An 18,102-nucleotide genomic window follows, 5' to 3' on the forward strand; every position below is an offset into this window, starting at 1 on the left:
CTGACGCGCACCGCGTCCGGCCGCCGACCAGCGAGAGCCACGACCACCACCGGAAGGGCGGTGCCCCATGTCCGTATGGGACGACCTGGTCGGCCAGGACCGGGTGCAGGAGCAGCTCGGCGCCGCCGCCAGGGACGCCGACGTACTGGTCACCGCCATCTCGGCGGGAGAGCCGGTGCCGCCCGGCTCGAAGATGACCCACGCGTGGCTGTTCACCGGCCCGCCCGGCTCCGGACGGTCCACCGCCGCCAGGGCCTTCGCGGCGGCTCTGCAATGCACCAGCCCGGACCGCGCACTGGGCGGGGCGCCGGGCTGCGGCTTCTGCGACGGCTGCCACACCAGCCTCATCGGTACGCACGCCGATGTCGACGTGATCCGCACCGACCTGCTCTCCATCGGCGTGAAGGAGACCCGGGAGCTGGTCCGCCGCGCCCAGCTCTCGCCGGCCGTCGGGCGCTGGCAGGTCATCGTCATGGAGGACGCCGACCGCCTCACAGAAGGCGCGGGCAACGTCCTGCTGAAGGCGATCGAGGAGCCCGCACCGCGCACCGTGTGGCTGCTCTGCGCGCCCTCGCTCGAAGACGTGCTGCCCACGATCCGGTCCCGCTGCCGCCACCTCACGCTGCGCACCCCCTCGGTCGACGCGGTCGCCGATGTCCTGATCCGGCGGGACGGCATCGACCCGGAGCGGGCCGCGTCCGCCGCCCGTGCCACACAGGGCCACATCGGCAGGGCCCGCCGCCTCGCCACGGACGAGCGGGCCCGGTCCCGCCGCGCGGCGGTCCTGAGGCTGCCGCTGCGCGTCGAGGACGTCGGCGGCTGCCTCAAGGCCGCGCAGGAGCTGATCGACACCGCCACCGACGACGCGAAGCAGGTCGCGGAGGACGTGGACGTCAAGGAGACGGAGGACATGAAGGCCGCGCTGGGCGCGTCCGCCGGAGGCCGGATGCCGCGCGGCACCGCCGGGGTGATGAAGGACCTGGAGGACAAGCAGAAGCGCCGCAGGACCCGTACCCAGCGCGACAGCCTCGATCTGGCGCTCACCGAGCTGACCGGCTTCTACCGCGATGTGCTCGCCCTCCAGCTGGGCTCGCGGATCGCCATCGCCAATGCCGACGCGCAGGACTCCCTCGACCGCGTCGTCCGCTCGTCCACGCCCGAGCGGACCCTGCGCCGGATCGAGGCGGTGACCGCCTGCCGCCGGGCGCTGGACCGCAACGTGGCCCCGCTGCTCGCGGTGGAGGCCATGACGATGGCGCTGCGGGCGGGCTGACCACTGCGGCCCAGCGGCTGACCTGGCAGCCGAGGCACGCCGAATCACCCGTATGAGGTGAGAATCGGGCGAGTCGTCACCCGGCGGCTACGCTCCGGACATGGACACCAGGCGCCCGCTCCGCACCCTCGCCATCGCACTCGGCACTGCCGGCCTCCTCATCTCCGGCTGCAGCAGCGGAAGTTCGACGACGGGCGCCTCGTCATCCGGACCTGCGGCCACCGCCTCTCCGGTCCCGGCTGCGCTGAAGGCGTACTACGCACAGCACCTGAGCTGGCGGGACTGCGGCGTCACCGGATTCCAGTGCACGACGATGAAGGCGCCGCTCGACTACGCGAAGCCGGACGCCGGTGAGATCAAGCTGGCGGTCTCCAGAAAGAAGGCCACCGGGCCCGGCAAGCGGATCGGCTCGCTACTGGTGAATCCGGGCGGGCCCGGCGGATCGGCCATCGAGTATCTCCAGGGCTACGCCGCGGTCGGCTACCCCGCCCAGGTGCGGGCCCGGTACGACATGGTGGCCATCGACCCACGCGGGGTGGCGCGCAGCGAACCCGTCACCTGCCTCACCGGTCCGCAGATGGACGCCTACACGCAGGTCGACCAGACGCCGGACGACGCCGGGGAGGTCACCGCGCTGAGCGGTGCGTTCAAGAAGTTCGCCACGGGCTGCGAGCAGCGCTCCGCGAAGGTCCTGCCACACGTCTCCACGGTGGAGACGGCGCGTGACATGGACGTCCTGCGGGCGCTGCTCGGCGACGACCGGCTGAACTACGTCGGGGCCTCGTACGGCACCTTCCTGGGTGCGACGTACGCCGAGCTCTTCCCGGCGCGGGCGGGCAGGCTCGTCCTCGACGGCGCGATGGACCCGTCGCTCCCCTCGGTCGAGATGAACCGCGACCAGACCGCGGGGTTCGAGACGGCGTTCCAGTCCTTCGCCGGTGACTGCGTGAAGAAGTCGGGCTGCCCGCTCGGCACCACGTCCGCCACCGACGCCGCGGACAGGCTGAAGCGGCTCTTCGCCGGTCTCGACGCCAAGCCGATCGCCACGGGTGACTCCCGCAGGCTCGGGGAGTCCCTGGCCACCACGGGGGTCATCGCCGCCATGTACGACGAGACGGCCTGGCCCCAGCTCCGTGACGCGCTCACGGCCGCCGGGAAGGGCGACGGCTCCGGCCTGCTCTCGCTGGCGGACAGCTACTACGAGCGCGAGCCCAACGGCACGTACGCGAACCTGATGTACGCCAACGCGGCCGTGAACTGCGTCGACCTCCCGCCCGCCTTCACCACCTCCAAGGCGGTCACCGAGTCGCTACCCACCTTCGAGAAGGCCTCCCCGGTCTTCGGCAAGGGCTTCGCCTGGGCCTCCCTGAACTGCGCCTACTGGCCGGTCCGCGCCACCGGCACCCCGCACCGCATCAAGGCGGAGGGCGCGGCCCCGATCGTGGTGGTCGGCACCACCCGGGACCCGGCGACCCCGTACAAGTGGGCGAAGTCGCTGGCCGGCCAGCTCAGCTCCGGGACCCTCCTCACCTACGAGGGCGACGGCCACACGGCGTACGGCCGCGGCAGCGACTGCATCGACACGGCGATCAACACCTACCTCCTGGAGGGCACCCCGCCGAGCGACGGCAAGACCTGCTCCTGACCCCGGCCACCACCCCGCTGACCTGCGCCTACGCCCCGGCATCAGGGCGGTACGGAGCACCCTCGGAAACTGTGTAGACTTGGGCCCGCTGCTGATCGCACCATGGTGTGGCAGCGCGTGCCGCCTTAGCTCAGTTGGCCAGAGCAACGCACTCGTAATGCGTAGGTCTCGGGTTCGAATCCCGAAGGCGGCTCGGATCAGCCCCAGGACTCACTCGCCGTGACCTGGGGCTTTTTCATGCGCACCGCACGCGCGAAGGGGCACTGTCGAGCTGTCCATCGAGCTGTCCGTGGGCCGGGTCCCGGTGCGGGGCTGCGGCGGGCTCACGCGCCGGTGCCCCGCAGGCGGCGGGCGATGTCGATGTCCCGTTGCAGTGCGCTGAACCGGGGCTGCTCCCGGCTCGCGTCGAGCACGACGACGTGCAGCCGGTCCCCGGGCTTGGGGGGCGCGCAGTTCTCGTCCCACCAGGAGGGGTGCTTCAGCTGGTCGATGAATCCGGTCTCGCCGTCGACCTCTACCCGCGAGCCGACCGGAGCGACCGCGGTCACGGTCACATCGAGTTCCTGATGATCCTGGAACATGATCAGGGTCCTCCGAATATCGAAATCCAACTACGTCTCTGTGTGAGCTCGGTGAACCGGTCCAGCTTCTCCACGGGAATCTCGAACTCCAGGCGCACCGCCCCGTTGGGGCCGTTCCGGTCGATGACCTTCGCGTGCTCGCCGAACTCTTCCAGGAACGACGGGTGCATCTCGTACTTCACCATTCCCTTGGCGAAGTTGACGCCCGTCGGCCCAGCGTACTCGGCCGCAACGGAGCGTTCGCCGAAGTAGATCTTCCCGTCCGAGATGATGCCTCCGCCGATGTCCACGCCCGGTTGGTGGTTGGCCGGATTCGGGCCGTGGTCGAGTTCGTACTGCGCGTGCGCGCCCTTGGGCGTCCGGTAGATCGGGATGTAGTCCGGGGCCAGTCCCAGGCGGTCCGTCCAGCGGAGCGGGTTGTCCACATAGGCGACGGGGTTGGGGGCCGGGGCGAGGCCGAGGGGGTCGGGGGAGGCGTAGCGGCCGGTTTCGGGGTCGTAGTGGCGGAAGAGGTTGTAGTGGAGGCCGCTCTCGGGGTCGTAGTACTGGCCGGGGAAGCGGAGGGGGGTGTAGGTGCCGCTGTTGCGGGACCAGGCGGTGGTGCCCCAGAGGGTGGAGCGGGAGCGCCAGGCGATGTCGCCGGACTCGTCGATGAGCTCGGTGGGGGTGCCGATGAGGTCGGTGGCGATGGCGAAGAAGCGGCGGTCGATCTCGGTCTGCCGGTCGTCGGCGCTGAGGATGCGTTCGGTCTGGACCAGGGGCACGGCGTCCTGGTGGTCCCAGGTGAGGGCGACCGCGTGCGGGGTGTCCGGGTGGTGGGTGGTCTGTTCGCAGAGGTTCAGGCCGTCCCAGGTGAACCGGGTCTCCTCGGCGACGCTCTCGCCGTCGGCCGAGAGGCGCTGTTTCGCGGTGCGGCGGCCGAGCGGGTCGTAGCGGTAGCGCCAGCGGGTCCCGTCGGGGGTGGTGACGGAGGTGAGGCGGTTCTCCGTGTTCCAGGTGTAGCGCCAGATGTCGGGTTTGCGGGAGAGGCGGGTCTTGCGCCGCTGGGTGATCCTGCCGAGGGCGTCGTGTTCGAAGCGGACGTCTCCGGCGCGGGTGATGGAGGTTCCGGCGTAGGCGCGGGAGCCGGTGGCCTCGCTGCTGGGGTGGCGGGAGGGCCAGGACGCCGAGGTCTGGTTGCCGGCGTCGTCGTAGGCGTAGCGCTCCGTCCAGTTCCTGGCGTGGACGGCGGTGACGCGGCCCGCCGGGTCGAGGTCGAAGGTGCGGGTGCCCGACTTCCGGTCGGCGACGGAGGTCAGGTGGCCGTCGGCGCGGTAGGAGTAGGTGCGGCTGTTGACGGAGCGGGCTCCGGCGGTGATGTGCTGCTCGGAGAGCCTTCCGGCCTCGTCCCAGGCCGACGTCATGGTGACCGTGTCGCCGAAGACGCGGGACAGTTCCCGGCCTGCGGCGTCGTGGGTGAAGTCGATCCGGTGCTCGCCGCTGCTCAGGTGCTGGGGGCGGCCACCGGCGCCGTAGGTGTACGAGGTGACGTGACCGGTGGGTGTGGTGCGGCGCGTGCGGCGGCCCAGGAGGTCGTAGGCGTAGTTCATGGCGCGGCCGTCGACCAGTTCGGTCCTGGTGAGTCCGCGCCGGTCGTACTGGTACCGGAGTTCGGTGTCCGGACCGGTCGCTTCCAGGAGGCGTCCGGCCCGGTCGTAGGTGTAGGTCGTCACCTGGCCGTCGACATCCTTGCCGATCACCTGGCCGAGCTGGTCGCGCTCGAAGGAGATGGTCCCGCCGAGGGCGTCGGTGCGGGTGGCGACCTGGCCGGCGGCGTCCAGCCGGTAGGTGAGGGTGCGGCCGTCGAAGTCGGTCTCGGAGACGACGTCGCCGGCGGCGTCGTACTCGTAGGCCCAGGAGAGGCCTTGGGGGCTGGTGACGCGGTTGAGGCGCAGTTCGTTGTCGTGCTCGAACTCGTAGCGGGCGCCGTCCGGTCCGGTGCGGGCGACCAGCAGGTCGAAGTGGGTGTACTCGGAGCGGGAGACGCCGCCGGACGCGTCCGTGTGGGTCAGCGGGTTGCCCTCGCCGTCGTACGTCCAAGACTCCGTGGCGCCGTCCGGACCGGTGCGCCGGGCGAGCTGCCCGTCGGCGTGCCACTCCAGGCGGGTGATGCCGCCCGCCGGATCGGTGGTGCGGACCGGTCTGCCGAGGGCGTCCCGCTCCGTGAGCATGACGGCGCCGGCCCGGTCGGTCACCTTCACCGGCAGGCCCGCGGCGTCGCACACCACATGGGCCGTGGCGCCGAGTGCGTCGGTGACCGAGGTGAGCCGGCCCTCGCGGTCGTAGGTGTAGCGGGTCGTGGCGCCGGCCGGGTCGGTGGCCGCCATGCGGTTGCCGCGTTCGTCGAACTCACTGACCGTGCGAGTGCCGTCCGCCCCGACAGCCTCCACCGGCAGACCGAACCGGCCGCGCACGGTGCTCAGTTCGCTCCCGTCGGGGCGGATCACGGAGATGAGCCGGCTGTCCTCGTCGTAGGCGAAGGCGGTGGTGCGGCCCAGGGGGTCGGTGCGGGTGAGGAGGTTGCCGCGTGGGTCGTAGGTGAAGCGGGTGGTGTGGCCGAGCGGGTCGGTGACGGCCAGGGGGCGGCAGCCGGAGCCGAAGACGTGGCGGGTGGTGTGGCCGTCGGCGGTGGTGAGTGCGGTGGTGCGGTGGCCCGTCTCCGGATCCGGATCGGTGTAGGCCAGGGTGATGCGGACGTGGCCGGCCTCGCCGCCCTCTGCGATGACGCGGTCCTGGTCGTCGTAGACGTAGTCGTAGCGGCTGTTGTTGGAGTCGATCCACGCGGTGACGCGGTGGCGGTCGTCGTGGAGGAAGGTGGTGGTGGCGCCGGACGGTTTACGGACGGTGGTGAGGTTGCCGTCCTGGTAGCCGTAGCTCATCAGCGGCAGGTCCGCGCCGTCCTCGCCCGCACCGGCCAGGGACAGGGCGGTGACCAGGCCGTTGGCGGTGGACAGGTTGACCTGGTGGCCCGCTGAGTGGGCCAGGGCCAGCGGCAGGCCGTCCTCGTCACGGTCGATGGTGACCCTGTGACCGTTGCGCTCGGTGATGTCCGACAGCCACGCCACACCGTCGCCGCCGGGTTCGCTGCCCGGCGGGGCGTCGAAGTCGAGGACGAGGCCGCTGTCCGGGTCGGTGATGGTGTAGTCACCGTTGCCGTCGCGGGCCAGCAGGGTGCGGGACGCGCCGGACTCCGGTGTGGTGGGCGCGCCGGGCACCGGGTGCGGGTAGTGGATCAGGAGGCCGTCGGCGGTGACGTGGAGGACGCCGATGGCGTCGACTTGCAGGCGTTCGTCGACGGTGGACGTCCAGGACGGGCCCAGGAAACGGCCGACGGCCAGACCGGACTCGGTGCGGCGGGTGAACACCAGCGGCAGGATGCCGGGGATCGTGACATCGGTCTGGGGGAGATACATCCGGCCCGTCGCCAGGTCGACCGGGTCGGTGCCCTCGCTGACGCGCTCCCCGTCCGGGCGGCGGTGGGTGCCTTCCGGTACGTCGTCCACGAGCCGGCGCAGCCGGGCGGCCTCTGCGGCCTCCTCGGCGACGCGGGCGCCCTTGACCGCGGCGCCGCCGCCTCCGGTGGCCACGGTCAGCGCGATGTCGGGGATCAGCCGGCCCAGGCCCTCGGCCGGGTCCTTCATGAAGTCCTTGGCCAGCTGGATGCCGGTGCCGGTCGGGTCGTTCGCGGCGACCACCAGACCCGCGGCCAGGCTGTTCAGGGACGTGACGTACTCGGCCGGATGCGTCAGGTTGTACGGGTCCATCGGGTTCAGGCCGCGAACGAAGTTGAGGGTGCCCGCGGTGGCCTTGATGATGCCGCCGTCCAGATGCATCCCCATGATCTGCGCCTCTTCGAACCCGTCACCGAACTGCTCGGAGTACGAAGGCTTCTTCGGCGCCATGTCACGGGCCGCGCCGATCGCCGTGCGGGCGGTCTGAGCAGCCGAGTTCCGCTGCTCACGCGCCTCGGCCAGGATGTCCTGCGCATCCTTCATCAGCTTCTTGCCCGGGTCCTCGAACGTCGAGGCGGGCCGGGGCGGCAGCTCGGCCGGATCACGCTTGTCCGACGGCTTGGCGTTGTAGCGGTCGACCGCCTTGTTGTAGTCGTCGACCTTCTTACGATGCGCGTCCGCAGCCGTCTCCGAGGCCTTGACGCCCTCTTTCCACTTGTCGATCGCGATCTGCGCCTGTCCCTGCGCCCAGGTGACCGTGGACGCGAACGAATCCAGAGCCCCGAGGGCTTTGCTGGTGGCGTCGGCCGCGGCGTACCACTTGGCGGGCTGGGTACCCACCGCCGTGCGCAGCGCGTCGGCCGTCTCGCCCTTGAGCTGACCGGAGTCGAGCCCCTTCAACCCGTCGCCGGTGCTGTCGAAGGCCGCCTGGAACGCCCGGAGCTTGGAGACGGTGGAGTCGAGCTTGCCCGTGCTGCCGTAGATCAGCTTGGTCTTGTCCTCGGTCTGCCCGAGGTCCATCTCGTCGACCTCGGCGCCCATCCGGTTGGCGACCGAACGCGACTGCTCGCGCACCCAGTCCGCCCCGGACTCCCAGCCGACGTCGTCCAGCCGGTCGGCCGTCCAGTTCCCGACGTCCTCGACCCGGTCACCGGCCCACTCGACGCCGTCCTCGATCGCGTCCTCGACCGAATCGGGCGTGATGTCACTGATGAAGTCGCCTATACCCACAGTCAGTTGTCCCCCGACTCGCCCTGCTGCTGCGCCTGCTGGGCGCGTTCCTCCGGCGACGGACCGAACGTGTCGTCCAGGCTCTGGTCGAACTGCTCGTCGGAGACGCCGAGCGCGTTGTTGAACAGGTCGGACTGCCGTCCGCCGTAGCCCTCGGTCAGGACGGTGCGGCCGGTGTCCTTCCAGGTCTGGCCCATGTCCTGGCCGGCCTTCTCGAACGACTCCGGGCTGAAGTCCGGGTCCAGGTAATCCGGCGTGAAGATGTCACCCCAGTCCTGCTTGGCGATCTCCTCCTCACTCGCGTGCGGATTCCCGCCGAACACGGCATTGGCACCCACCTTGAGGGTGCCCGCGATGTACTGATCGTTCTCCCACTGCGTACCCGCCGCCAGACCGAGCCGGTCCGCGAGCCCGCTGGCATCCCGCACCAGGGCACGCACCCCCCACTCCCAGCGCTCACAGAAGTCCTCGAAGTCGACCGACACCCCGTGATGCCCGGCCTCCATCCCCGTGATCGCCAACGACGAGAAACCCTTGCCCATCACCGAACCCGTCGCACCACCCAGATCACCCAGCTCGTCGATCGTCGCGTTCAGCCCCTTGGTGAACTTGGTGACCGACTCCTTGTCGAGATGCAGATCCGCCCCGTCGCCACTCACCGGCCCGCCCCCTCGACGCCCTCACCAGCATCCACGGCGACCGCCTCCGGAACGATCCCGACAACCGGCGGGAAGAACATCGACCCGTCCTCGGTCGCGATATCGACGGCGAGGCCCGCGGGCTCGCCAAGCGCGGGCACGATCTCATCGACGATGCGGGCACCCAGCAGCGCCGCGTAATCCATCGACTGGTCCCCCGGACCGTGGTGCAGGGCGAACCGGGCCAACGCGGTCTCATCGGTGAACCCGCAGATCCACCGCACCCCACCCATCCGCACCGACCACAGGCGTTCATCAGCCACCGGCACCAGAAGGAGCGAACGCCGCATCTCACCCACCAACGCCCGCGGGTCACCAACACCGCTTCTGCGCTCGGCGATGCGCTCGGCCAGCGCTTCCCTTGTGTGCTCCACGGGCCCTCCCCCTCGTAGGCGACTTGATGGCGCCGTAGCTCACGACGCGCGGCATGGCGGCGCCGGTTCTCACGACGCGCTGCTCGATGCCGATTGGCCTCGAAAATACTATCGGCGGAGAAACGTGCTGGCGGGATGGCTTGTTGCGGCCCTGCGGTGGCGACCGCCGGCCCCGATCGCCCGTCAGGTCGCCGGGTCCGATCGTCAGATTGCCGGGTCCGCTCGGCGGGTCGTTGGCTCCGATCGTCAGGTTGCCGATTCCGCTCGGCGGATCGTCGGCTCCGACGGTCAGGTCGCCGGGTCCGCCGGGTGCGGGGCGACGCCTTGGAGGAGGTTGGCGATCAGCCGGTCCGCGAAGTCTCTGCTCAGCGGTTGTGCGGGCATCAGCAGCCGGTGGTAGACGGCGCCCCAGAGCTGGTCGACGATCGTCTCCAGGTCGGCCTCCGCGCGGATCTGGCCCAACTGCTGTGCACGGGCGAGTCGTTCGACGGCGAGTGCGCGGCGCTGGATGACGTAGTGGGTCGAGAGCGCCTCCGCCAGGCCGGGATCGCCCTGGGCGGCTCCGATGATCCCGGCGATGACGGGACCGTTGCGGTCCAGGAGGTCGACGAAGCTGTGCAGTTGTGTGGTGAGGTCCCGTCCGATGTCGCCGGTGTCGGGGAAGGCGAGGGTCTCCTTGAAGGTGTCGAAGTAGGCGTCGAAGGCCAGGGCGCCGGGGGAGGGCCACCACTTGTAGAGGGTCATCTTGCTGACGCCCGCGCGGGCGGCGACCTTCGAGAAGGTCAGGGCGTGGACTCCCTCGGCGAGCAGTAGCTCGGCTGCCGCGGTCAGCGTCGCGCGGCGGACGTCCTCCGCCCGGCGGCGTCCGCGCCCCGGCTTGAGCGGATCGGTCCGCTCGGCCTCTGATCGCTCCACGTGTCTGCTCCTAGTCCGGCGTGGCCGACCCGGTGGGAGCGGCCCTGGGACGGATTATATGGACTCACTGGCCATATCTATATGGACGATGTGTCCATATGTGGTTAGTGTACTCACTGTCCACAAAGACGAGAGGGAGGTGGCTATGGCCACCGTTGAGGAGTCCGCCACCCGTGTGGCGATCGTGACCGGGGGATCCGGCGGTATCGGCGGCGCCGTCGCGGCCGCGCTGGCCGCGCGGGGCATGGCGGTCGTCGTGCACTACTCCGGAGGTCCGGAGCGTGCCGGAAGGGTGGTGGCTTCGATCCAGGAGGCCGGCGGCCGGGCCGTTGCCGCCTCCGGCGACATCGCGGACGAGGCGGAGATGGCGGCCCTGTTCGACACCGCGGAGGAGCGCTTCGGCGGGGTGGATGTGGTGGTCAACACCGCCGGGATCATGCTGCTCGCGCCGGTGGCCGAGATGGACCTCGATGCCTTCGACCGGATGCACCGGGTCAACGTGCGCGGCACGTTCGTCGTCTCGCAGTTCGCCGCCCGGCGGCTGCGCCCCGGCGGAGCGCTGATCAATTTCTCGACTTCGGTCACCAGGCTCCAGCAGCCCACGTACGCCGCCTACGCGGCGAGCAAGGGGGCGGTCGAGGCGATGACCCTGATCCTCGCCCGCGAACTGCGCGGCCGGGACGTCACCGTCAACGCCGTGGCCCCCGGGCCGACCGCGACCCCGCTCTTCCTGGAGGGCAAGAGCCCCGAGCTGGTCGAGCGGATCGCGGCCGCCTCCCCGCTGGACCGGCTCGGCACGGGCGAGGACATCGCGGGCACCGTCGCCTTCCTGGCCGGCCCCGACGGGCGGTGGGTCAACGGCCAGGTGCTGTTCGCCAACGGCGGTATCGCCTGACGGTCGGCCGGTGACGGTTAGCCGTTGGCCGCTGGTCCGGGCCCGGGGTCGGGGTCGGGGTCGCTGGTCACCGGGTTCCTGGCTCCCGGCTTCGGGCTCCAGGGCTCCCGGCCCACGCGCGAATCCGTTGTCTCCCAGCCGGGCTCCCCTCCTACCGGCTCTTCGCCCGACCTCCGCGGGCTGACCCGGCCGCTCATCCGGGCAGGAAGCCGCGCGACCCTCCTCGGCGGGTTCCACGGGGGTCCGGAAGGCGTGAAGGGCCGAAGGGGAGGGGTGGCCCGCAGGCTCCTCGGTGAGGTGCTTCGCCTGGTACATTGCCATGCATGGAACCAGGTGAGGCAAGGCGCCGGATCTCGGGCAAGGCCGAAAGCCAGCTGCTCAAGGGAGTGCTGGAGTACTGCGTTCTCGCCCTGATGCGGGACGAGCCGAAGTACGGCGTCGAACTGCTCCGGGAGCTTCAGGCGACCGGAGCCCTGGCGACCGGCCAGGGCACCGTGTATCCGCTGCTGTCGCGGTTGCGGCGGGACGAGCTGGTCATCACCACCTGGCGAGAGTCGACGTCCGGTCCGCCGCGACGCTATTACGAACTGTCCGGGTCCGGACGGGCCGCGCTCGCGGAGTTCACCGCGATCTGGCCCGGCTTCCGCGGCGCGGTCGACCGACTCCTCACGCCGGGCAAGGAGCTCGGCGCGCACCTGGAAGGGCACACTCTTGAAGACCGATGAAACGCTCGTGCGGGACTACCTCGCGGCGGTCGAACGCGAGACGTCGACTCTGCCGCCGACCGCCCGCCAGGAACTCATAGCCGACCTCGGCGAGCACATCGAGGTCGCGCTCGCCGAACGTCCCGGCAGTACCCGCGAGATCCTGGACGAGATGGGTGACCCCCGCGCGATCGCCGCGACGGCGTTCCAGGAGCTGGGCGAAGGTGCTGGCGCGGGCGCGAAGCCCCGGAAGCCGGGGAGGCGCCGTTCTCCGGTGTGGCTGCCCCTGGTTCTCATGCTGGTCGGCACCGTCCTGCCCTACCTGGCCCCGGGCATCGTCCTGGTCGACATGGCCTTCGCGGGCCTGGTCGTCGGCGTCGTGATCATCTTCCGTGCCCGTTACTGGACCCGGGGCGAGAAGTGGACCGCGGTGACGCTGACCTTCATCCTCCCCATCGTCATCAAGCTCTGGTGGCACTACTTGGTCCTTCCCACCGACGGAAGCGCCGCGGACCCGGCGCAGCGCGCGTTGGCCATCGCCCTGTCGTTCGTCCTGGTGCTGGCCGGAATCGGATACCTGTGGCGGACCAAGCGTCCGTGACCTAGCTGAATGCCGGTTGTCCGGAGGCCTGTTGCTCGAAGGCCCCGATGTTCCGGCCCGCCCACTCGGTGAGGGAGGGTGCGGGTCGGACGGCCGAGGAGCTGTTCGGCCGCGGGGCTGATCCGTTGCTCGGCGGGGGTGGGCTCGCCGAGGATCGCGAGCGTCGTCGCGGCCACCGTCTCGGGCATGAGCCGCAGCATCTCCGTACTGGCTTGGTCGCGGCTCTGCTCGACGAACGCGACCGGCTCACCGAGTACTCCCGAGTACCTCCCGAGTACCTCCCGAGTACCTCCGCGAGGTCCCGCGCCCGTTGCCGGGGTGTGGTGAGAGCCGGTCCGGTCAGCTCGTACGTGTTCCCCGCACGGCCGTCCTCGTGGAGTGCCGCGGCGGCGGTCTCGGCGATGCCGGCCGGGTCGGTGACCGGCAGTTCCACATCCCCGAACGGCGCCGCGACGGTCCGGTGGTCGCGTACCGAGTCCGCCCGGTCATGGGCGAACCGCCGGGGCGCAGGCTGCCGGGGCGGGCGACCGCGCTGTCGTGCCGTACCGCCGGGGCGGCCCCGGCGGACCGGTCTGCCGGGGCCGTCCCGTCGGTACCGCCGTCACGGCCGGGCCGACTGCGGCGAGTGCCTGGACGAGCGGGCGTCCTGCGTTTCCGGTGCTCCGGTCACGGCGATCGTGCGGTCGGGTCCTCCGGTTGACGGGCGGTTGGCGCTGGTTCCGCGCCGGGGACCGCGTTCACGGCTTCCGGCCGTACCAGGAGACGAGCCGGTCGATGTCCTCGGCATGCGCGCCCGTCTCCACCACGGCCCCGAACGGAACCCGGCCGCCGCGCGGTTCGGCCGGCAGGGCGCGACGCATCGCGGCCAGTGAAACCGCCAGCACCGCCGGGTCCCAGGCGGGGCGCAGGCCCACCGCCTTCGCCAGGTCCCAGGTGTGCAGGGTGAACTCGGTCGTGAACACGGTGGCGGCCGCCGCCCCGGGCAGGGTGCCGAACGGCAGGCGCAGGGGGCGGCTCAGGATCGCGGGGTCCGACCACGCGTCCTCGGCCTCGCGGACGGCGCTCTCCCACGCCGTCGCCCGGTCCGCGTCGGTGACGTCGTCCGCGATCACCGGGAAGTCCAGCGGGTCGCCGCCGCGCCCGATCAGGGCGACCTTGCGCAGCCCGGCGAGCAGGTGGCCGGAGAGCTGCCGCACGGTGTAGTCGGGGCAGGGCGTCGGGCCGTCCAGCTGCTCCGGGGGGAGGGCGGCAAGGGTTGTTCCGGCCAGGCCGACGGCCTTCCAGAGAGCGGTGCGGGTGTCGGTGGGGTGCGTGGTGGCGTTGTTGGTCATGACCTCATCCTGGAAGCCAAAGCGGCCATCTTCTGGCCACTTAGAACAGGAGAATGACGGGCATGAGAGCTGACCGTCTGGTGGCCCTGCTGCTGTTCCTCCAGTCGCGCGGCCGGGTGACCGTCGCTGAGGTCGCGGCTGAACTCGGCGTGGCCGAACGCACGGCCCGCCGCGATCTGGAGGCGCTGGCCACCGCCGGGATTCCCGTCTACTCCCAGCGCGGCCGGGGCGGCGGCTGGTCGCTCGTCGGCGGAGCCCGTACCGACCTCACCGGGCTGACCGCCGACGAGAGCCGCGCCCTGTTCCTGCTCGCCGGGCCCTCCGCCGCGACGCCCGAACTGCGTACCGCTCTGCGCAAGTTGGTACGGGCCCTGCCGGCGACCCTGCGTCCGGGCGCGGAGGCGGCGGTACGTGCCGGGGTCGTCGACGCCACCGACTGGTCGCGGACCGAGGTCACCGCCGACGCGCCCAGGCTCGACGCGCTCCAGCGGGCGGTGATCGACGGGGTGCAGGTCAGGCTCGGTTACGCGGGTCCCGGCAGGCCCGGGGGCGAGCGGACGGTGCATCCGCTCGGGATCGCGTCCAAGGCGGGCGTCGGGTATCTCGTCGCGGACACCGAGCGCGGCCTGCGGACCTTCCGGCTCAGCCGCGTCACGTCCGTCGAGCCGACCGGGGAACCCGTCGTGCGGCCGGACGGGTTCGACCTCGCCACGGCCTGGCGTTCCCTCGCCGGGCCGGTGGAGGACCGCATGCACGCGGTGACGGCGCGGGCCCTCGCGGACCCCGGGACCGAGACGGTCCTGCGGCGGCTGTTCGGCGGCCGGCTGCGGATCGCTGCGGTGGGCGCGGACGGGCGGCTCCAGATCGAGGTGAACGGCCCGACGCCGGAGGTGCTGGCCGCCCAACTTGCGGGCCTGGGCGCCGGGGTGGAGGTCCTTGGCCCGCCGGGCACACGGGCCAGGCTCGCGGAACTGGCTGCGGAATTGGCCTCCGTGTACGGGGCCCCGGATGCGGACTCGGCCCCGGATGTGGATGTGGATGTGGATGTGGATGTGGACGTGGACGCGGACGTGGAGCGGTAGCCGACAGCGGCCACGGATGCGGATGTGGACGCGGCCCCGGATGTGGATGCGGATATGGACGCGGCCCCGGACGCGGAGGCCGCTCAGAATCCGGCCGGGTGATCCCGCAGGGCCTTCGCGATCAGGTCGTGGATGAAGTGTTCGCCGGGGGCGCGGTTCTCCGTCAGGCGGGGGAGGTCGTCCGGGCCGAACCAGTCGTAGGCGGTGTGCTTGGCCCACTCCAGGGCGGGGTGGCGCAGATCGCCGTCGACCTCGACGAGGTAGTCGGCCTCGTGCCGCGTACCGGCCCCGTCGTCGCCGGTCCAGGTGGTGATCCCGAAGAGGCGGCGGACGCGGCGCAGGCGCCAGCCGGTCTCCTCCTCGACCTCGCGGGCGAGGGCGGCCAGCAGTGATTCGCCGGGCTCCACGTGGCCGCCGACGATGTCCCAGCAGTCGGGGAACAGCCGCCGGTGGGGGCCGCGCCGCTGGGCGAAGGCCCTGCCGTCCCGGTCGAGGACGACCGCGCCGACCGCCCAGACCTCGCCCTCCGCCGGGACCGGGAACTCGACGCCGTCGTCCACGGCCACGCCGGCACCGGGGCCGGGGCCGTCCCCGCCGCCGTGACCGGGCGCGCTCATGACGGTCCGGGCAGGCCCTGGCGGGCGGCCAGCCGTTCCATCAGGGCCGCGCTGCGCGCGAGCAACCTGCGTTCTTCGTCCGAGAGTTCGGCCTCGATGGCCAGGGCCAGCCAGCCCGCCCTGCGGCCGCGTTCCGCTTCCAGCGCGACCCGGCCGGCGTCCGACAGTTCGACCAGGGTCTTGCGTCCGTCCGTCGGGTGGGACCTGCGGGTGACCAGGCCCTGATCGAGGAGGAGGCCGACCGCGCGGGCCATCGACTGCGGGCGTACGCGCTGGTCGGACGCGAGATCGCTGGTGGTCATGGCGCCGTCGCGGTCCAGCACGCCGAGCACGGCGATCTGCCCGACCGGGATCAGGTCCTCGCGCTTCACGCGCCGGCTGAGCTTGCCCATCGCGGTACGCAGTTCGGTGGCGACGGTGGCGGCTTCCGGGGTCGGCATAGGGCACTTTAACCCGGAAACGCCGTCGCGCAGCATAACTGAACAGTCGAGCTGAGCAGCCGAGCTGAACAGCTGTGCTGCACAGACATGCTGAGCAGCATTGCTGTGCAGAGAGGCTGAGCAGCATCGCTGTACAGCATGACTGAACAGCAATGCTGTACAGTTTTCATGTGTCGGGCCGAGCGCCAGCGTCGTCGCAGCCAGGGTCCGGCAGGCGACAAGGGAAGGAAATCCCATGCCCGTGAACACAGTTGAGACCACCACCGTTCGTGACGTCACCGCCCGTGCAGTCCTCGACAGCCGAGGCAACCCCACCGTCGAGGTCGATGTCGTCCTCGCCGACGGATCCCTGGGCCGCGCCGCCGTCCCCTCCGGCGCCTCCACCGGAGCCCGCGAAGCGGTGGAACTGCGGGACGGTGACCCCGGGCGCTGGCACGGCAAGGGCGTCGACCGGGCCGTGGCTCACGTGAAGGGCGAGATCGCGGACGCCGTCACCGGGCGCGATGCCGATGACCAGGCCGGCCTCGACGCCGCGCTCGTCGCGCTCGACGGCACGCCCGCCAAGGCGCGGCTCGGCGCGAACGCCCTGCTCGGGGTCTCCCTCGCCGCCGCGAAGGCCGCCGCCGTCTCGCACCGGCTTCCGCTGTACCGCTACCTCGGCGGGGCCGGGGCCGCTGTGCTGCCGGTGCCGATGATGAACATCGTCAACGGGGGTGCCCACGCCGACAACCCGCTGGACTTCCAGGAGTTCATGATCGCGCCGGTGGGCGCGGGTTCGTTCGCGGAGGCCGTCCGGATGGGTTCCGAGGTCTTCCACACGCTCCGCCGCGATCTGCTGGCGGCAGGTCACTCCACGGGCGTCGGCGACGAGGGCGGCTTCGCGCCCGCCCTGCGCACGGCCGAGGAGGCGCTCGACTTCGTCATGGCGGCGGTCGAGCGGGCCGGGTACCGGCCCGGCGCGGACATCGGCCTCGTCATGGACCCGGCCTCGTCGGAGTTCTACCGGGACGGTGCCTACGTGTACACGGGCGAGGGTGTTCGGCGGACGTCCGCCGAACAGGTTGACTACCTCGCCGAGTTGATCGACGCGTACCCGATCGTCTCGGTGGAGGACCCGATGGCGGAGGACGATCTCGACGGGTGGCGCGAGCTGACGGCGCGGGTCGGGGCCAGGTGCCAGCTGACCGGGGACGACGTGTTCTGCACCAACGAGGCGCTGGTGCGGGAGGGCATTCGTACCGGGGTGGGGAACGCGGTCCTGGTCAAGGTCAACCAGATCGGAACGCTGAGCGAGGCGCTCGGGACGGTGGACGCCGCGCGGCGGGCCGGGTGGGCGGCGGTCATCTCCCACCGCTCCGGCGAGACGGAGGACACGACCATCGCGGATCTGGCCGTCGCCACGGGGTGCGGGCAGATCAAGACCGGGTCCCTGTCCCGCTCCGACCGCACGGCCAAGTACAACCAGCTCATCCGGATCGAGGAGGAGCTGGGCGATTCGGCGGTCTACGGATACGCGACCCCGTCCGCCGGGCCGGACCCGTCCGCTCCGTCCGTCCCGTCCGCCACTCCGCAGGGCAGCCGCTAACCGCGCAGGTACGCCAGTACCGCCAGCACCCGGCGGTTCGTCGTGTCGTCCAGCGACAGGTCGAGCTTGCCGAGGATGCTGCCGAAGTGCTTGCTGACCGTGCCCTCGCTGACCGTCATCGCCGCGGCGATCGAGGCGTTCGACCTGCCCTCCGCCATCAGGGCCAGCACCTCCTGCTCGCGGGCGGTCAGCCGCGACAGCGGGTCCCGGCGGTGCCGGATCAGCTGGCGGACCACCTCGGGGTCCACCACCGTGTCCCCGGCCGCGACCCGGTGCAGGGCGTCGATGAACTCCTCGACGTGGCCGATCCGTTCCTTGAGCAGATACCCGACGCCCCGGCCGTCCGCCGAGTCGAGCAGGTCCTCCGCGTAGGCGCGCTGGACGTACTGGCTGAGTACGAGAACGGGCAGGTCCGGCTGGAGGGTGCGCAGTTCGACCGCGGCGCGCAGCCCCTCGTCGGAGAAGCCCGGAGGCATCCGGACATCGGTCACGACGATGTCCGGGCGGTGCTCGGTGACGGCCGCGATCAGCTCGTCGGCCGTTCCGGCTCCCGCCACCACCCGGTGCCCGAACCGCTCCAGCAGGCCGACCAGTCCCTCCCGCAGGAGCACGCTGTCCTCGGCCAGTACGATCCGCACGG

General features: G+C 71.4%; 16 protein-coding genes and 1 tRNA gene. 8 read left to right on the top strand and 9 right to left on the bottom strand.

Translation table 11 applies throughout. The features are described from left to right. Positions 1 to 67 precede the first annotated feature (67 nt). The 3 genes from ACIP89_RS20955 (at position 68) to ACIP89_RS20965 (ending at position 3,111) form a co-directional block, all read left to right on the top strand. Positions 68 to 1,273: a DNA polymerase III subunit delta' gene (locus tag ACIP89_RS20955; RefSeq protein ID WP_401924213.1), complete on the top strand. Its 1,206-nt coding sequence runs from the start codon at positions 68 to 70 to the stop codon at positions 1,271 to 1,273. A 100-nt stretch (positions 1,274 to 1,373) separates the two neighbouring features. After that, positions 1,374 to 2,918 (top strand): alpha/beta hydrolase, encoded by a 1,545-nt coding sequence (locus ACIP89_RS20960; protein ID WP_402116091.1) that lies wholly within the window; start codon positions 1,374 to 1,376, stop codon positions 2,916 to 2,918. Positions 2,919 to 3,037: 119 nt separating this feature from the next. Continuing rightward, positions 3,038 to 3,111 (top strand) — tRNA-Thr (locus tag ACIP89_RS20965). 130 nt (positions 3,112 to 3,241) lie between these two features. Here ACIP89_RS20965 and ACIP89_RS20970 read toward each other — a convergent pair. From ACIP89_RS20970 to ACIP89_RS20990, 5 genes are all read right to left on the bottom strand, one after another. Next, entirely contained in the window at positions 3,242 to 3,499 is a 258-nt protein-coding gene (locus ACIP89_RS20970) for a hypothetical protein (protein WP_401924063.1), read from the bottom strand. 2 nt (positions 3,500 to 3,501) lie between these two features. Then, positions 3,502 to 8,220: a putative T7SS-secreted protein gene (locus ACIP89_RS20975; protein ID WP_402116092.1), complete on the bottom strand. Its 4,719-nt coding sequence runs from the start codon at positions 8,218 to 8,220 to the stop codon at positions 3,502 to 3,504. Between the two features lie 2 nt (positions 8,221 to 8,222). Then, positions 8,223 to 8,879, bottom strand: a complete 657-nt coding sequence (locus ACIP89_RS20980) for a hypothetical protein (protein WP_401924059.1) — start codon at positions 8,877 to 8,879, stop codon at positions 8,223 to 8,225. After that, positions 8,876 to 9,292: an SseB family protein gene (locus ACIP89_RS20985; RefSeq protein WP_402116094.1), complete on the bottom strand. Its 417-nt coding sequence runs from the start codon at positions 9,290 to 9,292 to the stop codon at positions 8,876 to 8,878. Before ACIP89_RS20985 ends, ACIP89_RS20980 begins: the two co-directional genes overlap by 4 nt. A 288-nt stretch (positions 9,293 to 9,580) precedes the next feature. Then, on the bottom strand, positions 9,581 to 10,207 hold the full coding sequence (locus tag ACIP89_RS20990) for a TetR/AcrR family transcriptional regulator C-terminal ligand-binding domain-containing protein (protein ID WP_402116096.1): 627 nt from the start codon (positions 10,205 to 10,207) through the stop codon (positions 9,581 to 9,583). 145 nt (positions 10,208 to 10,352) lie between these two features. Here ACIP89_RS20990 and ACIP89_RS20995 point away from each other — a divergent pair, with 145 nt between their 5' ends. The 3 genes from ACIP89_RS20995 to ACIP89_RS21005 all read left to right on the top strand — a co-directional run bounded on the left by ACIP89_RS20995 (position 10,353) and on the right by ACIP89_RS21005 (position 12,407). After that, a complete protein-coding gene (locus ACIP89_RS20995) occupies positions 10,353 to 11,102 on the top strand; it encodes an SDR family oxidoreductase (RefSeq protein WP_402116097.1) in 750 nt (249 codons plus the stop codon). A 323-nt stretch (positions 11,103 to 11,425) separates the two neighbouring features. Continuing rightward, positions 11,426 to 11,827: a PadR family transcriptional regulator gene (locus ACIP89_RS21000; protein WP_401924049.1), complete on the top strand. Its 402-nt coding sequence runs from the start codon at positions 11,426 to 11,428 to the stop codon at positions 11,825 to 11,827. Then, positions 11,814 to 12,407, top strand: a complete 594-nt coding sequence (locus tag ACIP89_RS21005) for an HAAS signaling domain-containing protein (RefSeq protein ID WP_402116099.1) — start codon at positions 11,814 to 11,816, stop codon at positions 12,405 to 12,407. The genes ACIP89_RS21000 and ACIP89_RS21005 overlap by 14 nt, the downstream gene beginning before the upstream one ends. Positions 12,408 to 13,144: 737 nt before the next feature. Here the strand turns inward: ACIP89_RS21005 and ACIP89_RS21010 are convergent. Then, a complete protein-coding gene (locus ACIP89_RS21010; RefSeq protein ID WP_402116101.1) occupies positions 13,145 to 13,738 on the bottom strand; it encodes a TIGR03086 family metal-binding protein in 594 nt (197 codons plus the stop codon). A gap of 62 nt (positions 13,739 to 13,800) precedes the next feature. On the opposite strand from ACIP89_RS21010, the gene ACIP89_RS21015 reads away from it, so the two are divergent. After that, complete coding sequence (locus tag ACIP89_RS21015) at positions 13,801 to 14,820, top strand: helix-turn-helix transcriptional regulator (RefSeq protein ID WP_402116103.1); 1,020 nt, start codon at positions 13,801 to 13,803, stop codon at positions 14,818 to 14,820. Between the two features lie 83 nt (positions 14,821 to 14,903). Here ACIP89_RS21015 and ACIP89_RS21020 read toward each other — a convergent pair whose 3' ends face one another. Together ACIP89_RS21020 and ACIP89_RS21025 are read right to left on the bottom strand one after the other, a co-directional pair. Then, positions 14,904 to 15,437 (bottom strand): NUDIX hydrolase, encoded by a 534-nt coding sequence (locus tag ACIP89_RS21020; protein WP_402116105.1) that lies wholly within the window; start codon positions 15,435 to 15,437, stop codon positions 14,904 to 14,906. Next, positions 15,434 to 15,877: a MarR family winged helix-turn-helix transcriptional regulator gene (locus ACIP89_RS21025; protein ID WP_402116106.1), complete on the bottom strand. Its 444-nt coding sequence runs from the start codon at positions 15,875 to 15,877 to the stop codon at positions 15,434 to 15,436. The genes ACIP89_RS21020 and ACIP89_RS21025 overlap by 4 nt, the downstream gene beginning before the upstream one ends. A 235-nt stretch (positions 15,878 to 16,112) precedes the next feature. Here ACIP89_RS21025 and eno point away from each other — a divergent pair, with 235 nt between their 5' ends. Further along, positions 16,113 to 17,462, top strand: a complete 1,350-nt coding sequence (gene eno, locus ACIP89_RS21030) for a phosphopyruvate hydratase (RefSeq protein WP_402116108.1) — start codon at positions 16,113 to 16,115, stop codon at positions 17,460 to 17,462. Here the strand turns inward: eno and ACIP89_RS21035 are convergent. Continuing rightward, positions 17,459 to 18,100: a response regulator gene (locus ACIP89_RS21035; protein ID WP_401933239.1), complete on the bottom strand. Its 642-nt coding sequence runs from the start codon at positions 18,098 to 18,100 to the stop codon at positions 17,459 to 17,461. The genes eno and ACIP89_RS21035 overlap by 4 nt on opposite strands. Positions 18,101 to 18,102 lie beyond the last annotated feature (2 nt).

The organism is Streptomyces sp. NPDC088730 (genome assembly GCF_044751215.1).
Taxonomy (GTDB): Bacteria; Actinomycetota; Actinomycetes; order Streptomycetales; family Streptomycetaceae; genus Streptomyces.